This window comes from Candidatus Competibacteraceae bacterium (assembly GCA_016699715.1).
GTDB lineage: Bacteria > Pseudomonadota > Gammaproteobacteria > Competibacterales > Competibacteraceae > Competibacter.
The window spans coordinates 2,131,974-2,148,200 of sequence record CP065007.1 but is presented as its reverse complement, the minus strand read 5'-3'; the positions used below and the strand labels follow the sequence as shown (position 1 = coordinate 2,148,200).

Here is a 16,227-nt window from a genome sequence, read left to right as displayed (position 1 = left end):
GGTTAAATGAGTATGATAACAAAATCTAATCATAAATGGTATTACTTCGACTATCTGGCCGGTTTGCCCGATCTGGTGATGCTGATGGATGAATCGCACCGCTACCGCGCCAGCGCCGGCATTCGCGCCATCAACGAACTGAAGCCGATTCTGGGGTTGGAGCTGACCGCCACGCCGTTCGTTGAGACGGCGCGCGGCGCGATACCCTTCAAGAACGTGATCGTTGATTATCCGCTGGGTCAGGCAATGCAGGACGGTTTCGTCAAGGAACCGGCGGTGGTGACGCGCAAGAATTTCAACCCGGCGGGCATGTCGGTTGAGGAGATCGAACGGCTGAAATTGGAAGACGGCATGCGCCTGCACGAAAGCGTAAAAGTGGAGCTGGAAACCTACGCCCGCGAGAGCGAAAACCCTATCGTCAAACCTTTCCTGCTGGTGATCGCCCGCGATACCACCCATGCCGGACAACTGTCCGAACTGATCAAGTCCAACAACTTTTTCGAGGGGCGCTACCGCGACAAGGTCATCCAGGTGGATTCGAGCAAGACCGGCGCAGAAGAAGAGGAGATGATTGGCCGCCTGCTCAAGGTGGAGTACACCGACGAGCCGACGGAAATCGTGATTCACGTCAACATGCTCAAGGAAGGCTGGGACGTGACCAACCTCTACACCATTGTGCCGCTGCGGGCCGCCAATGCCCGCATTCTGATCGAGCAGTCCATTGGCCGGGGCCTGCGCCTGCCCTATGGCAAGCGTACCGGTGTCACCGCCGTTGATCGGCTGAACATCATCGCCCATGACAAGTTTCAGGAAATCATCACCGAGGCCAACAAGCCGGATTCGGCGATCCACTTGCAGACCCTCGTCCTGGATGCAGATACGCTCGGGCAGAAGACGACCACGGTGGTGTCGCAATCGCAACTGGCGACCCAACTGGGTTTGACGCCCGCCCACACGACCAGTAGCACGACGGTGGCCGGGCAGGATCAGACTCCGGTCTTCACCAAGCCGGAAGAGCAGAAAGTCGCGCAAATCACCTACCAGGTCATCCGCACGCTGGAAAACCAGCCGCAGACCTTGCCCACCATCGAGTACCTGAAGAAACCGGAAATCCAGGCTGCCATCGTCAAGGCGGTCGAGGAGCAACATCAGCCGACCCAACTGGAACTGGATGGGGTAACGGAGAAGCCGGACTTTGCGGCCGTGGTGGCGAAGACGGTCGAGTTGGTGACCCAGCAGACCATCGACATCCCGCGCATCCTGGTGGTGCCCAAGGGCGAGGTGAAATCGGGCTTCAAGCCGTTCACCCTCGCGCTTTCCACACTGAAATACCCGGCGGTATCTGACGAGCTTTGGATTCAGCACCTGCGCACCAATCAACTGGAAGTGGTGTCGCTGGGCCGTGGCGGTATCGAGGAAGCCCGGCTGGAGGACTATGTGGTCAGCGGCTTGGTGGATTTCGACGATGTTTCCTACGACGAACACGCCGACCTGCTCTACGACCTGGCCACCCAGACCGTGCAGCATTTCAAGACCTACCTGTCCGAGGAGGACACCCGCAAAGTGCTGCGCTGCTACCAGCGGGATATCGCGCGCTTTATCCATGCCCAGATGCAGGCGCATTACTGGGAGGATGTCGCCGGCTACGAGGTGAAGGTCAGCAAAGGCTTTACCGAACTAAAGCAGAGTGCCTACACGTATTCCGTGCAAGAACCGCCCACCAACTACCGGGTAGAGCCGGCGGACAAGAGCAACATGGCGAAGTATCTGTTCGGCGGCTTCCAGCGCTGCCTCTATCCGGCGCAGAAGTTTGATTCCGACTCGGAACGCAAGCTGGCGGTGATTCTGGAGCGCGAGGCCATCAAGTGGTTCAAACCCGCCAAGGGTCAATTCCAGATTTACTATCAGAACGGAGCGGATCGCTTGGAATATCAGCCGGACTTTGTCGCCGAGACGGCTGACACGATCTACATGCTGGAACCGAAGAAGCGCACGGAGCTTGAAGATCCGGTTGTCATCGCCAAGAAGGAAGCTGCCATCAAGTGGTGCGCAAACGCTTCAAACCATGCGGCCAGTTATGGCGGTAAGCCATGGCGTTACGTGCTGATTCCGCACGATGAGATCGCCGAAAATATCACGCTCGACGGTCTGGCGGTACGATTCGACGGTTAAGACGGGCGCTCTGTGATGGACGGAAAACCAAATAAAAAGCCCGCAGTTACGCGGGCTTTAGGATGTTTCTGGATGTTGAAATGGTGGAGGCGGGGGGAATCGAACCCCCGTCCGCAAATCCTCCGCCCTCGGCACTACATGTTTAGCCTGGTCTTTGTTTTAACCTTTCGTCTCCCGACCGGCAGGGCGACGAACGGCGGTTCCGGTGAGGTTTTAGCGTCTTTTCCCCCGGACAGGTTGGGCGCGAGCTTGTGTTAGTCGACCCCTGAGCGCCCCGAAAGGCTCCGGACCTCACAAGCAAGTTCCGGTCAGAGGCTAGCGGGTTTTAGGCCGCTAGAGCGTAGCTGTCGTCGTTGGCAACTAAGATTTGCAGCCTGATTAACGAGGCGAGCTGCATCCTCGACATGCGCCTTGGGTTTTGTAATCCACGTCGAAACCGGATCGCCCCCCTAGCCAAATTATGATAACGCGGCTGGCGATAAGTTCCTAGCAGCCTGTCGGACTTAGAGCCTGACCTGACGCGGGGAGTCGAGTAAAATGGCCGGATCAATTTCAAGGGCTGGCGAAGATGAGCAAGTTCCACCTGATCGACCGAGACATCGACTTTCTGCTGCCGCCGTCGGTGCAGGAGTGGCTACCTGAGGGACACCTGGCGCGTTACGTGGTGGAAGTGGTGGAAGGGCTGGACCTGAGCGATCTAGAACGGGCTTATGCCGGGCGCGGCAGCGCGGCCTACCACCCGGCGTTGTTGCTGTCGCTGTTGATCTACGGGTACGCCACCGGCTGCTACTCCAGCCGCAAGATCGAACGGGCGACCGACGACTCGCTGGCATTTCGTTACATCGCCTGTCATCGACATCCAGACCACGACACCCTGGCCCATTTCCGCCGACGCTTCGCGCGTGAGTTCGAGGCGGTGTTTGTGCAGGTGCTCCAAGTCGCCCGCGAGAACCAGATCAGCCGTTTTGGCGCCGTCAGCCTGGACGGGACCAAGATCCACGCCAATGCCAGCCGCCATGGCGCCCTGTCCCATGAGCACGCCGGGATCATCGAGGCGCAGCTGAAGGCGGAGGTCCAGGAACTGCTGGCCTTGGCCGAGCAGGCCGATGGCGCCAACACCCCCGACGGGATGCGCGTGCCGGACGAGCTCAAGCGCCGCGAGGATCGCTTGGCGGCCATCGCCGAGGCAAAAACCAAGATCGAGGCACGGGCGGCCGAGCGTTTCGCCCGCGAGCAGGCCGACTACCAGGCCAAACTGGCGGCGCGCGAGGCGAAGGCTGCCGCCAGTGGCAAGAAGCCGCGCGGCAAGGCACCCAAGCCGCCAGAGCTTGGCCCGCGCCCCAAAGACCAGATCAACCTCACCGACGAAGAATCGCGCATCATGCCCGTGGCCGGCGGCGGCTTCGAGCAGTGTTACAACGGCCAAGCCCTGGTCGATACCGAAACCCTGTTGGTCATGGTTCCTCAGGTGACGCAGGCCGCCAACGACAAGCAGCAGGTCGTGCCCATGGTCGAGAAGCTTCAGGCGCTACCCGAGGGCCTGAATCGACCCGCGCAAATGCTCGCCGACGCTGGGTACTTCAGCGAGGCCAACGTGGACGCCTGCGAGGCGGCCGGCATCGAGCCGCTGATGGCGATCCAGCGCGATGAACACCATCCCCACTTCTCGGAGCGCTTCAGCGAGCCGCCCAAACGGCCCGCCGAGGCGACCCCGGTCCAACGCATGACCCATCGGCTCAAGACCGGCGCCGGCAAGGCCGCCTACGCGCTGCGCAAGTCCACCGTCGAACCGGTCTTTGGAATCATCAAATCCGTGATGGGCTTCCGCCAGTTTCTCAGCCGCGGATTGGCCAACGTCCAAGGCGAATGGACCCTGGTGTGTCTGGCGTGGAATCTAAAACGGATGGCCGTATTGCGTCCGCGGTAAGGGAAAAACTAGAGAAAACAGCGTCTTTTCGAAATAACTGTATCTTTTTTGTCACAAACAGTCTTCAAATGACTAACCGATGGCTGGTTCGAAGGTTAAGTCCGACAGGCTGCTAGCGATCGCGCATCAGCCGCTGTTTATCGCGTTCCCAGTCGCGATCTTTCTCCGTCGCCCGCTTGTCGTATTCCTTCTTGCCGCGTGCCAGACCGATGTCCAGCTTGGCGCGGTTGTGTTTCCAGTACATCGCCAGCGGAATCAGCGCGTAGCCCTTGCGCTCGACCGAGCCGATCAGTCGACCGATTTCCTCCTTGTGCAGCAGCAGCTTGCGGGTGCGGGTCGGATCGGCCTGGACGTGAGTGGAGGCGGAGGTTAGTGGGGAGATGTGGCAACCGAACAGGAAGGCCTCGCCCTCGCGCAGCAGGACGTAGCTTTCCTTGAGGTGAGCGCGGCCGGCGCGCAGGCTTTTCACTTCCCAGCCTTGCAGGGATAGCCCGGCCTCGAGATGTTCCTCGACGAAATACTCGTGATACGCCTTCTTGTTGCCGGCGATTTGTTTGTTGCCTGGAGTGGGTTTTTTGCTCATGACGGGACCGTGTGACCGCGCCGGCGCCCGTGGCCCGGCACGCGATGCTTGAGGATAAGCGCGGATTCAACCAAACTTGCGCGGCTGGAGTCCAACAACAATTAGATCATGCCGCAATGGAGATCGAGTCGTGGCGACTGTCAAAAAAAGCGCCCTGGTCCTCTACTCGGCGGCCGACATGTATGCCTTGGTCAACGATATTGAGTCCTACCCCCAATTTTTGCCCTGGTGCCGCTCCACCCGCGTTGCCAGCCGTACCGAGGATGAAGTGCGGGCCACCATCGAGATGGTCAAGGGCGGCGTGCATAAATCCTTCACCACCATCAACCGCGCGCAGAAGCACAAGATGATCGATATCCGCCTGTTGGAAGGTCCCTTCAAGCGGCTGCAAGGCTACTGGCGTTTCGAACCGCTGCGGGCTGACGCCTGCAAGATTTCCCTGGATATGGAATTCGAATTCTCCAGTCATCTGTTGCGGATAGCGGTCGAGCCGGTGTTCAAGCAGATCGCCAACTCCCTGGTCGACGCATTCTGTCGGCGCGCGGTGGATCTGTATGGCAGACGCTGAGCCGAGGCTGATCCGGGTCGAGGTCGCCTACGCCCGTCCCGACGAACAGGCGATCATCTCGGTCGAAGTACCGGAAGGCGCTACACTGGAACAAGCCATCGTGCAATCGCGCATTCAGGAACGATTCCCGGAAATCCAGCTCAATACCGCCAAGGTCGGCGTATTCGGCAAGCTCGGCAAGCTCTCGACCACCATGCGCGCCGGCGACCGGGTAGAGATCTACCGGCCGTTGCTGGCCGATCCCAAGGAGGTCCGCAAGAGGCGCGCCGCCGAGGGCAAGCGCATGCGCCGGGGTGGCGGCGATCTGGAGCCGGATGGTGGTTAGTCCACCGTGCCGTCGATACGGTCGAGCGTGTCGCCGCTGAAGTACAGCGTGATGTGACGCTGATCGTCGATCTGGTTGCCTTGCTTGTAGTAGTAATAGTAATCCCAGCGGTTCTGGTGGAACGGGTCGGTAATCAGCGGCGTGCCCAGGATTCGCCGCACCTGCGTCTTGGTCATGCCGGGGTGCAGGCGGCCGACCATCTCCGGGTCGAGGTAATTGCCTTGACGGACCGGAACGTTATAGAAACTCGGTAGATAAGATCCGCAACCGGCGGTCAGGACGAGCAGCAGGATGCCGGTGGCGCGCAAGGACTTGTGAAGCATGGAAGGCAGGATCCAGGTTGTTTGGAACTAAAGACATCATAGCGTACATCGGCAACCTGTAGGCAAGCGCAATCCTGGAGAGCGTTCCACATGGGATCAAAAGAACTCAAGCAAGCTGGTTTGAAGGTCACGCTGCCGCGCATGAAGATTCTCGACATGTTGCAGCAGCAGGAAAATGCCCATCTGAGCGCCGAGACGATCTATCGCGCGCTGATCGATTCCGGCGAGGAAATCGGCTTGGCGACGGTGTATCGGGTGCTGACGCAGTTCGAATCGGCCGGTTTGGTCAAGCGTCATCATTTCGAGGGTGGCCAGTCGGTTTTCGAGGTCAACCAGGGCGAGCACCATGATCACATCGTGTGCCTGGAATGCGGGCGGATCGAGGAGTTTTGCGACGAGGAAATCGAACGGCGGCAGCATGCCATCGCCCGGCGGCTCGGGTTCGAACTGGCCGAGCATTGCCTGATTCTCTATGGCCACTGCGCCCGCGCCGATTGCCAGCACGCCCCCGCTCAGGATGGCGAAGACAGCAAGCCGCCGGCGGAGCGGGGAGAGAATTAGTTTTGTTACGGTTGAGAGACGGGGCGCGGCATGACGATCAGCGCGATGAGGTACCGTTCTCCACCATCTCCCGCGCGTGCGCCAGCGTGCTGGCGGTCAGCTCCAGTCCGCCCAGCATCCGGGCGATTTCCGCGACCCGCGCGCCCGCGTCCAACGGCAGCACCTGAGTGTGGGTGCTGGCGCCGTCGGTCTGCTTGTCCACCTTGAAATGTTGATGCGCCTGCGCCGCTACCTGCGGCAGGTGGGTCACGCACAGCACCTGCCGGTTGCCACCCAAGGCCCGCAATTGCCGGCCGACCACTTCCGCCACTCCGCCGCCGATGCCGCTGTCGACCTCGTCGAAGATTAGGGTCGGGATGCGGGCGGCGCGGGCGGTGATGACCTGAATCGCCAGGCTGATGCGCGACAGCTCGCCGCCTGAAGCAACCTTGGTCAGCGGTCGCAACGGTTGGCCGGGATTGGCGCTGACCTGGAATTCCACCGTTTCCAGCCCGCCGGGCGCGGGCTGATCCCGCCGCTCCAGGGCGATGTGAAAACGCCCTCCCGGCATGCCCAGCTCGGCCAGCGCCCCGGAGACCCGTTCGCCCAGTTCCCGCGCCGCCGCCGTGCGCCGCTCGCTCAATCGCTCGGCTTGTTCCTGGTAGGCGGCCCGCGCCGCTTGCACGGCCTGCTGGAGCTCATCCAGCCGGGTTTCGCTGTGTTCGAGGCGGTCCAGTTCAGTCTCGAACCGCGTCCGCAGCGCCGGCAGTTCCTCGGGCGCGGTTCGATGCTTGCGCGCCAGTTGCAGGGCGGCGGCCAGTCGCTGTTCGATCCGGGCCAGAGGGTCGGGGTCGAGATCGAGCTCGCCCACATAGCCGCGCAGTTCGCCGCCCGCTTCCTGGATCTGGATCAGCGCGGCATTGAGCAGCTCACTCACCGGGGCAAGCCGGGGGTCCAGCCGGTTCAGGGCGTCCAATTCGCGCAGGCACTGGCCGAGCCGGTCGGCGATGACGTCGCCGTCGCCCTCGATTAACCAGCCCAGCACGCGCTGGCCGGTCTCCAGCAACTGGCTGGCGTTGGCCAAGCGGCGCTGTTCGCGCTCCAGTTCCGCCATCTCGCCCTCCGCCAGATCCAGCGCCGCCAGTTCCCGCAGGTGATAGCGCAGGATGTCCAACCGGGCGTCGCGTTCGCCGCTGGCTTGCCGCAGCGCCCGCAAGTCCTGCCGCAGCTGACTCCAACTCCGGTAGCGTTCCGCCAGTTCCGCCACGAAGCTTTGATTGCCGGCGTAGTCGTCCAGCAATTGCCGCTGGGCCTCGCGCCGCAGCAGCGACTGATGTTCGTGCTGGCCGTGGATGTCCACCAGCAGCTCGCCCAGTTCCCGCAGCGCCTGCGCCGGTTGCGGTACGCCGTTGATGTAGTTGCGCGAACGACCGGTGCCGGCGATTACCCGTCGCAGGTGGCAGTCGCCCTCGCCGGCCAGATCGCGCTCGTTCAGCCAGGCGCTCGCCGCCGGCAGTTGGCTCAGATCGAACACCGCGCTAAGGTCGGCCCGTCCGGCGCCGTGGCGGATGACGCCACTGTCGGCCCGGTCGCCCAGCAGCAGGCCGATGGCGTCCACCAGGATGGATTTGCCGGCGCCGGTCTCGCCGGTGACCGCGGTCATCCCCGCCGCCAGCTCCAGCTCCAACTGCTCGACGATGGCGAAGTCGCGGACGCACAACTGGATCAGCATGGCGGAAGGACCCTCAGATGAAAGGCGAGGCTTCCGGACTCAGGCCCCAGCGCAGTTTGGCGCGCAGCAGCTTGAAATAGTCGTGGCTGAGGGGATGGATCAGCCGCACCTTGCGTTCCTTCTTGCGGATCACGATCTGATCGCCCCGCTCCAGCGGCAGGCTGACCTGGCCATCGCAGGTTACCTGCGTGTTGATGGTGTTGGCCGCGTTGAGCACCACTTCGATGACACTGTCGGCGCCGACCACGATCGGCCGGTGGGTGAGGGTATGCGGGCAGATCGGCACCAGTACCACCGCTTCCAACCCAGGATAGAGAATTGGCCCGCCGCCGGCCAGCGCGTAGGCGGTGGAGCCGGTCGGAGTGGAGATGATCAGGCCATCGGCGCGATAGGTATTCAGAAATCGTCCGTCCAGAAAGGTCTCTACATCGATCATCCGCGCCACATCGCGCTTATGCACCACCACATCGTTCAAGGCGTCCGCCTCGCCGATCACGCAGCCATCGCGCATGACCTGGGTGTACAACAACAGGCGGCGAGCTTCGCGAAACTGGCCGTTCAGCACGCCGTCCAGCCGGTGCGGGATTTCGCTGGGCGAAACATCGGCCAGAAACCCCAGCCGCCCCAGGTTGACCCCCAGGATCGGCATGTCGTAGTCCACCAGCGAACGGGCGGCATTGAGCATGGTGCCGTCGCCGCCCATGACCACCACCAGATCGCATTGTTCGCCGATAGCGGCGCGGCTGGCGACTTCCAGGCCGCTATCCGGGATCAATTGGGCCGAGCTTTCGTCGAGCAGTACCCGCAGTTGGCGCTGAAGCAGGTGGGCGGCAATCTGATTCAGTGCACCCGCGACGTTGGGGTCGCCGAACTTGCCGATGAGACCAATGGTGTGGAAAACAGGGATGGGCATCGTTCCGTACTGAGTGATCTTAAGGGGGGCAAGTTATCATTGTAGAAGAATGCGCGCCAAGCATGACAGCTTGACACCCCGACAGGGAATTGCTAGCTTCCGTTGGCACTCTGCGGCAAGGAGTGCTAATAAAAACAATCAGGTGTCGGCATGCAGATTTCGGACCCCACGCCGGCGGGTTATCCCGCCCTGAACGAGCGCACCCAGCACCTGCTGAAGTTTCTGGTCGAGCGCTACATCCGCGACGGCCATCCGGTCGGTTCGCGCACGCTGTCGCGCGACGCCGGTTTGGATCTGAGTTCCGCCACCGTGCGCAACGTCATGGCCGACCTGGAAGAGCTGGGCTACCTGCGCGCGCCGCATACCTCGGCCGGCCGGGTGCCGACCGCTCGCGGCTACCGCTTCTTTATCGATACTCTGTTGCGGGTCAAGCCGCTGGACCCTCGGGAAATCGAGGCGCTGCGTCGGCGGATCGATCAGCCGGCGCAAAGCGGCACCGAACTGGCGCGCTCGGTATCGGACCTGCTGTCCGGTCTCACCCGACTGGCCGGTATCGTCATGCTGCCGCGCCGTCAGACCATGACCCTGCGTCAAGTGGAATTCCTGCCGCTGTCCGAGTGCCGGGTGCTGGCGATTCTGGTGCTGAACGGCCAGGAAGTGCAGAACCGCATCATCCAGACCCGACGGGCCTACGATGCCGCGGAATTGCAGCGGGCCGCCAATTATCTTAACGCGCAGTTTGGCGGCCGGGATATCCAGCAGGTGCGGAAAACCCTGCTCGACGAACTGCGCGAGACCCGCGACAGCCTCGATCGGCTGATGCAGACCGTGATGGAGATGGCGGAGCAGACCTTCGAGACCGCGCCCGAAGGCGGCGACTATGTAGTGGCCGGCCAAACCCACCTGATGCAGTACGCCGATCTATCGGATCTCGACAAGCTGCGACAGTTGTTCGAAGCCTTCAATCAGAAAAGCGACCTGCTGCATCTGTTCGATCAATGCCTGCATACCGGCGGAGTGCAGATTTTCGTCGGCGAGGAATCCGGCTGTGGCGTGCTGGAAGGATGCAGCGTGGTGACGGCGCCCTACGGCTCGGGCGACCAGGTGTTGGGCGTGCTGGGCATCATCGGTCCGACTCGCATGGCCTACGACCGAGTCATTCCGGTGGTGGACGTCACCGCTCGTTTGCTGGCCGAGGTGCTGGACGGGCAACGAGACTGAATGCGGGGAAAACGGTTGTTTCAGTGATCGGCGCTCTTGAATTTCCCGCATCCAACCCCAGTTCTCCGCCATCAGGGGCGACTGCCGCCGCCCGACCGTTTGCCACCAGTGATGGAGAACCTGTCCGATGAGCTCAACCGAACCCAAGCAATCCCCCTCCACTCGCCCGGATATCGCCGGGACCGACGCCCAGCCGCCCGTGGAAACCGCGCTGACCGTCGAGGAGGAAGGGCTCGAACTGCCGGTCAGTCACGAGGAATTCGAAGGATTGCAGCGCGAGTTGGACCAGGCGCTGGCCAAAGCCGACGAGCATTGGAAGTTGTATCTGGGCGCTCACGCCGAAATGGAAAATCTGCGCAAGCGCGCCGAGCGCGAGGTGCAGAACGCCCATAAGTTCGCCCTGGAGCGGTTTTTCGGCGAGTTGCTGCCGGTATGCGACAGCCTGGAACTGGGGCTGGCGGCGGCCAGCGACGCCGTGGATATCGCCAAACTGCGGGAGGGGGTCGAACTGACCCTTCGGCAACTGACGATGGCGATGGAGAAGTTCGGCGCCCGCGAGGTGAATCCGCTTGGCGCCAAGTTCGATCCGGGCCAGCAGGAAGCCATGGCCATGCTGCCGACCGATCAAGCCGAGCCCAACACCGTGGTGCAGGTCGTGCAAAAAGGGTATCTGCTCAACGAGCGGCTGATTCGCCCCGCCAAGGTGATCGTTGCCCAGGCCGTGCCTCGACCGGCGGGTTAAACGCCTTTTCCTCTTCCTCTACGCCGTGCCATTGAAAATCCGACCGGATGGCCCCACATTCAACGGCAGGCAAGGCTCAAACAACCGAATTCCCTGATTTAGAGAGCACAATCATGAGCAATATTATCGGCATCGACCTGGGCACCACCAATTCCTGCGTGGCGGTTATGGAAGGCGGTAAGCCCCGGGTGATTGAAAACAGCGAGGGCGATCGGACCACGCCGTCCGTCGTCGCCTTTTTGGAAGACGGTGAAATCACCGTCGGCCAGCCGGCCAAGCGCCAGGCGGTCACCAACCCGCACAACACCCTGTTTGCGGTCAAGCGGCTGATCGGTCGCCGGTTCAACGAGCCGGAAGTGCAAAAGGACATCAACCTGGTGCCCTACAAGATCGTCAAGAACGACAACGGCGATGCCTGGGTCGAAGCGCGCGACAAGAAAATGGCGCCGCCGGAAATTTCGGCGCGGGTGCTGATGAAGATGAAGAAGACCGCCGAGGATTATCTCGGCCACCCGGTCACCGAGGCGGTGATCACGGTGCCGGCCTACTTCAACGACAGCCAGCGTCAGGCCACCAAGGACGCCGGCCGCATCGCCGGGCTGGAAGTCAAGCGCATCATCAACGAACCGACGGCGGCGGCGCTGGCCTTCGGCATGGACAAGTCCAGTGCCAAGGATCGCAAGATCGCGGTCTACGATCTGGGCGGCGGCACCTTCGATGTCTCGATCATCGAGATCGCCGAGGTGGACGGCGAGAAACAGTTCGAGGTGCTCTCGACCAATGGCGACACCTTCCTGGGTGGCGAGGACTTCGACAAGCGCATCATCGACTATCTGATCGAGCAGTTCCAAAAAGAGTCCGGCATCAACCTGGCCAACGATCCACTGGCGTTGCAGCGGCTGAAGGAAGCGGCCGAGAAGGCCAAGATCGAGCTGTCTTCCAGCCAGCAGAGCGAGATCAACCTGCCGTATATGACCGCCGACGCCAGTGGGCCGAAGCATCTGAATCTGAAGCTGACCCGCGCCAAGCTGGAGTCGCTGGTGGAGGATTTGGTCGATAAAACCATCGGTCCCTGTCGGACTGCGTTGAAGGATGCCGGGCTGGGCGTTGGCCAGATCAACGATGTGCTGCTGGTCGGCGGTCAGAGCCGGATGCCCAAGGTGCAGGAAAAGGTGCGCGAGTTTTTCGGCAAGGAGCCGCGCAAGGACGTGAACCCCGACGAGGCCGTTGCGGTCGGCGCGGCCATTCAGGGCGGCGTGCTGGGCGGTTCGGTCAAGGATGTGCTGTTGCTCGACGTGACCCCGCTGAGCCTGGGCATCGAGACCCTGGGCGGCGTGATGACCAAGCTGATCGAGAAGAACACCACCATCCCGACCAAGGCGCAGCAGGTATTCTCGACCGCCGACGACAACCAGACCGCGGTGACCGTGCATGTCATGCAGGGCGAGCGCGAGATGGCCTCGGCCAACAAGTCGCTGGGCAAGTTCGATTTGCAGGACATTCCCCCGGCTCCGCGTGGCGTGCCGCAGATCGAGGTGACCTTCGACATCGACGCCAACGGCATCCTGCACGTTTCCGCCAAGGACAAGGCGACCGGCAAGGAAAACCGGATTATCATCAAGGCGTCCTCCGGTCTGTCCGAGGATGAGATCAAGCGGATGGTCGGCGATGCCGAGGCGCACGCGGAAGAGGACAAGAAGTTCCACGAACTGGTCAACGCCCGCAATCAGGCCGAGAATCTGATCCACTCCGCCGAGAAAACGCTGCGCGATCTGGGCGACAAGGTCGAAGGTGGCGAACGAGCGGCGATCGAGTCGGCGATCAGCGACCTGCGCACCACCACCAAGACCGACAACATGAGTGCTATCGAGGCCAAGACCCGGACACTGGCCGAACTGTCCGGCAAGATGGCCGAGCGGGTCTACGGCCAGTCGGGCGACGGGCCGCATGGCGGCGGCCCGGACGAACCGCACGGCGGCGCGGGCGGCGGTCACAAGCCGACCGACGACGGTGTGGTGGACGCCGAGTTCGAGGAAGTGAAGAAGTAAGCACCGTACTTGCGGTAAACTGTGAATCCGGGAACGCGCAAGCGTTCCCGGATTTTCGGTTCTGGATGGCATAACCCGGCAGGCACTCGTAACGCAATACCATGTCCAAGCGCGATTATTACGAAACTCTCAACGTGGCTCGCAACGCCAGCGAAGCCGAAGTCAAACAGGCCTACCGGCGGTTGGCGATGAAGCTGCATCCCGACCGTAATCCCGGCGATCAGGTGGCCGAGGAACGGTTCAAGGAGGCCAAGGAAGCTTACGAGGTACTGAGCGACTCGCGTAAGCGGACGGCTTACGACCAGTTCGGCCATGCGGGGGTGGACGGCGCGGCGGGTGGCGGTTTCGGTGGTTTCGGCGAAGCCGCCGACCTGGGCGACATCTTCGGTGGAGTGTTTCGCGACATTTTCGGCGGTATGCGGGGTGGTGGTGGTGGCGGCCAGAGCTATCGCGGGGCCGACCTGCGTTACACCCTGGATTTAACCCTGGAAGAAGCGGTATTCGGCACCACCGCCAAGATTCGAGTGCCGACGCTGGTCAGCTGCGCGACCTGCGCCGGCAGCGGCGCCAAGCCAGGCACCAAACCGACCACCTGTCCCACCTGCCGTGGGGTCGGCCAGGTACGGATGCAGCAGGGCTTTTTCTCGATCCAGCAGGCTTGCCCGCGCTGCCAGGGACGGGGCACCATCATTCCCGATCCCTGCGAGACCTGCCGCGGAGTCGGTCGGGTCGAGGAGCAGAAGACACTATCGGTCAAGGTGCCGGCCGGTGTGGATAACGGTGACCGTATCCGGCTGACGGGCGAGGGCGAGGCGGGCGAGCACAGCGGCTCGCCGGGCGATCTGTACGTGCAGATCCGGGTGAAGCCGCACCCGATCTTTAGCCGCGAGGATAACGATCTGTACTGCGAGGTGCCGATCGGCTTCCATACCGCCGCGCTTGGCGGGGAGTTGGAGGTGCCGACCCTGGATGGGCGACTGAGCTTGAAGATCCCGCCAGAGACCCAGACCAGCAAGGTATTCCGCTTGCGCGGCAAGGGCGTCAAACCGGTGCGCGGCGGACCGACCGGTGATTTGCTGTGCCGGATCGTGGTCGAAACTCCGGTCAACCTGACCCGAGAGCAGAAGGAACTGCTGGAGAAATTCGCGGCCACCATGGAGGCCAGCGGCGAGCGCCACACGCCGCAGCAGGGTAGCTGGCTGGATGGCGTCAAGAAATTTTTCGAGGATATGAAGTTCTGAAAACCGCCTCCCTTGGGCCAGATGGTGCGGCTGATCGTCGGCTTCGGCGGCTTTCTCGGGCGCAAACACGACGGTCATCCCGGTCCTAAAGCCCATCCGATTACCCACAAATCCAACTCATTGTTAAGATATAATTTTTCATCAAGTGGTGGGCATAGGGCATGAGTTGGGCACAGGCCGAGTTTCACGATCTGGAGTTGGGGGATGCGCGGCGGACCCAGCGCTTGATCCGGTGGGTGGACGACCTGTCGGCGCACCCGACGGGGAGCATCCCGCTGGCCTGCGGGGGGTGGGCCGAGACGAAGGCCGCTGACCGATTGCTGGACAACCCGGCGGTGGACTGGCGGGAGATTCTGGAGGTCCATACCCAGCGGACGGTGGCGCGAATGGCCGGCCAGCCCGTTGTGTTGTGCCTTCAAGACACGACCGAACTGGATTTCACCACACAACCGGGGATCGCCGGGCTGGGGCGGCTGAGCGACGAGGCCCAGCACGGGCGGTACGTGCATCCGACCCTGGCGGTCACCCCGGCGGGGGTGGCCTTGGGGGTGCGGGATGTCTGGCTGTGGGCACGCCCGCCGAAAGATCAGCCCGACGTCAAGGAAAGCCTCCGCTGGGTGGAAGGCTACGAAATTGTGGCCGATCTGGCGGAGACCGTAGCCGATAGCCGGCTGGTGTATAGTCTTCCTAATGATGATTCGTACATCGCTAGGGCTGCTCGAAAGGATTTAGTCATTAAAACAGTAGGTTATACCGATTACTAATAGATTTTACTACTTTAGTGCGGATAAAATAAAATCAAAACTGGTCAAAGAAACCACTTCGCTTGGGAGAAGCGATTGAATGAGTTCATCCACTTTTTTACGTAGTTCATCTAGGGTTTTTAAATTGATCCAACACAATTGATCTTTCATTGATTGCCAAACACGCTCAATGGGGTTCACATCGGGACTGTAAGGCGGTTGGAATAATAAGACGACATTATCGGGGATTACGAGTTTTTTGGCAGAATGAAAGCGACCGTTATCCAATTGAATTACGTTGAGGCTGTGCGGATAAGTTTTAGAAAATTCATTCAAAAACCACTGAAAGCAATCAGCATCTAAATGGGAAAATTCTAAAAAGAAGTTTTCGCCACTCAGTGGCTCAATGGCACCATAGAGCCAAAATGATTGAAAGGTCCATTGAACTGGACCAACTGGCTTAATCCCCAGTGCGGTGATGACCCGCCGGGTGATCGTTTTTAATCCAAAGCGACTTTCATCTTGGCACCAATACCGTAAAGGCCGGACCGCTTCATTTTCAACTTGTTGAAGAATATCAATTAATTCAAGTTGTCGTGGAAGTTTTTTTTAAAAGAAACCACCGCCTCTTCATGGCGATGAACGCTCGTTGGCCGCGCCACTTTAAGTTTTGCTTTGAGTTGATAACGAACGACTTGATGCACTGTTGAATAAGGAATATCGACCTCGTATTCCTGGAGAAGCCACTGCTGGATTTGTCCGTAACTATAAAATCCATGAGTCGGATCGTCCAGACGGCGCTGGAGTGCCTCTCTCATAGCTTCGGTAATTCTCGAACGACGGCCGCCATGATAATTCCACTGCAACAGCCCGATTAAGCCTTGGGTACGATATACTTTGAGCCACTTGACAATGACGGATTTCGATCGCCCTAAATGATCGGCTAACTCTTGTAAAGAATGAAAAATCTCACTTTTAATCCAATATAGAATTTGTAATCGCTCTCGAAACTTGGCGTGAGTTTGTTCATTCATTATGCGCTTTAGTTCTTCGGAGGATTCGTGGATTTCGACTTGTAATGAGCGGCTCATGACTGGATCAATAAAAGTAGGTTAAATGAGTATGATAACAAAATCTAATCGTAAATGG

General features: G+C 60.7%; 13 protein-coding genes, 1 other RNA gene and 2 pseudogenes. 10 read left to right on the top strand and 6 right to left on the bottom strand.

The window, feature by feature from the left end; all coding sequences use genetic code 11:
• Positions 1–42: 42 nt before the first annotated feature.
• Positions 43–2,172 (top strand): annotated as a pseudogene (locus IPM89_09605) (type III restriction endonuclease subunit R).
• 81 nt (positions 2,173–2,253) lie between these two features.
• On the opposite strand, the gene ssrA reads toward IPM89_09605, so the two are convergent.
• Positions 2,254–2,621, bottom strand: a transfer-messenger RNA (tmRNA) gene (ssrA, locus tag IPM89_09600).
• Between the two features lie 119 nt (positions 2,622–2,740).
• Here ssrA and IPM89_09595 point away from each other — a divergent pair.
• On the top strand, positions 2,741–4,099 hold the full coding sequence (locus IPM89_09595) for an IS1182 family transposase (GenBank protein ID QQS53175.1): 1,359 nt from the start codon (positions 2,741–2,743) through the stop codon (positions 4,097–4,099).
• 112 nt (positions 4,100–4,211) lie between these two features.
• Here IPM89_09595 and smpB read toward each other — a convergent pair whose 3' ends face one another.
• A complete protein-coding gene (smpB, locus tag IPM89_09590; GenBank protein ID QQS53174.1) occupies positions 4,212–4,682 on the bottom strand; it encodes an SsrA-binding protein SmpB in 471 nt (156 codons plus the stop codon).
• A gap of 130 nt (positions 4,683–4,812) precedes the next feature.
• Between smpB and IPM89_09585 the strand changes: the two genes are divergently transcribed.
• Complete coding sequence (locus tag IPM89_09585; GenBank protein QQS53173.1) at positions 4,813–5,250, top strand: type II toxin-antitoxin system RatA family toxin; 438 nt, start codon at positions 4,813–4,815, stop codon at positions 5,248–5,250.
• A complete protein-coding gene (locus IPM89_09580; protein QQS53172.1) occupies positions 5,237–5,575 on the top strand; it encodes an RnfH family protein in 339 nt (112 codons plus the stop codon). Before IPM89_09585 ends, IPM89_09580 begins: the two co-directional genes overlap by 14 nt.
• On the opposite strand, the gene IPM89_09575 is transcribed toward IPM89_09580, so the two are convergent.
• A complete protein-coding gene (locus IPM89_09575) occupies positions 5,572–5,898 on the bottom strand; it encodes an outer membrane protein assembly factor BamE (protein QQS53171.1) in 327 nt (108 codons plus the stop codon). The genes IPM89_09580 and IPM89_09575 overlap by 4 nt on opposite strands.
• Before the next feature lie 90 nt (positions 5,899–5,988).
• Between IPM89_09575 and fur the strand changes: the two genes are divergently transcribed.
• Positions 5,989–6,459, top strand: a complete 471-nt coding sequence (gene fur, locus IPM89_09570) for a ferric iron uptake transcriptional regulator (GenBank protein ID QQS53170.1) — start codon at positions 5,989–5,991, stop codon at positions 6,457–6,459.
• 37 nt (positions 6,460–6,496) lie between these two features.
• Here fur and recN read toward each other — a convergent pair whose 3' ends face one another.
• Together recN and IPM89_09560 are read right to left on the bottom strand one after the other, a co-directional pair.
• Positions 6,497–8,170: a DNA repair protein RecN gene (gene recN, locus IPM89_09565; GenBank protein QQS53169.1), complete on the bottom strand. Its 1,674-nt coding sequence runs from the start codon at positions 8,168–8,170 to the stop codon at positions 6,497–6,499.
• Positions 8,171–8,183: 13 nt separating this feature from the next.
• Positions 8,184–9,083, bottom strand: coding sequence for an NAD(+) kinase (locus IPM89_09560; protein ID QQS53168.1), 900 nt, complete (start codon positions 9,081–9,083; stop codon positions 8,184–8,186).
• A gap of 150 nt (positions 9,084–9,233) precedes the next feature.
• Between IPM89_09560 and hrcA the strand changes: the two genes are divergently transcribed.
• The 5 genes from hrcA to IPM89_09535 all read left to right on the top strand — a co-directional run bounded on the left by hrcA (position 9,234) and on the right by IPM89_09535 (position 15,099).
• Positions 9,234–10,304, top strand: a complete 1,071-nt coding sequence (hrcA, locus tag IPM89_09555) for a heat-inducible transcriptional repressor HrcA (GenBank protein QQS53167.1) — start codon at positions 9,234–9,236, stop codon at positions 10,302–10,304.
• A gap of 127 nt (positions 10,305–10,431) precedes the next feature.
• Positions 10,432–11,046 (top strand): nucleotide exchange factor GrpE, encoded by a 615-nt coding sequence (grpE, locus tag IPM89_09550; protein ID QQS53166.1) that lies wholly within the window; start codon positions 10,432–10,434, stop codon positions 11,044–11,046.
• Between the two features lie 113 nt (positions 11,047–11,159).
• Positions 11,160–13,094: a molecular chaperone DnaK gene (gene dnaK / locus IPM89_09545; protein ID QQS53165.1), complete on the top strand. Its 1,935-nt coding sequence runs from the start codon at positions 11,160–11,162 to the stop codon at positions 13,092–13,094.
• Positions 13,095–13,195: 101 nt separating this feature from the next.
• Positions 13,196–14,335, top strand: coding sequence for a molecular chaperone DnaJ (gene dnaJ, locus IPM89_09540; protein QQS53164.1), 1,140 nt, complete (start codon positions 13,196–13,198; stop codon positions 14,333–14,335).
• Between the two features lie 161 nt (positions 14,336–14,496).
• The gene (locus IPM89_09535; protein ID QQS53163.1) at positions 14,497–15,099 is read left to right on the top strand and encodes a transposase; all 603 of its coding nucleotides are present in this window, start codon (positions 14,497–14,499) and stop codon (positions 15,097–15,099) included.
• Positions 15,100–15,108: 9 nt separating this feature from the next.
• On the opposite strand, the pseudogene IPM89_09530 reads toward IPM89_09535, so the two are convergent.
• Positions 15,109–16,169 (bottom strand): annotated as a pseudogene (locus IPM89_09530) (IS630 family transposase).
• Positions 16,170–16,227 lie beyond the last annotated feature (58 nt).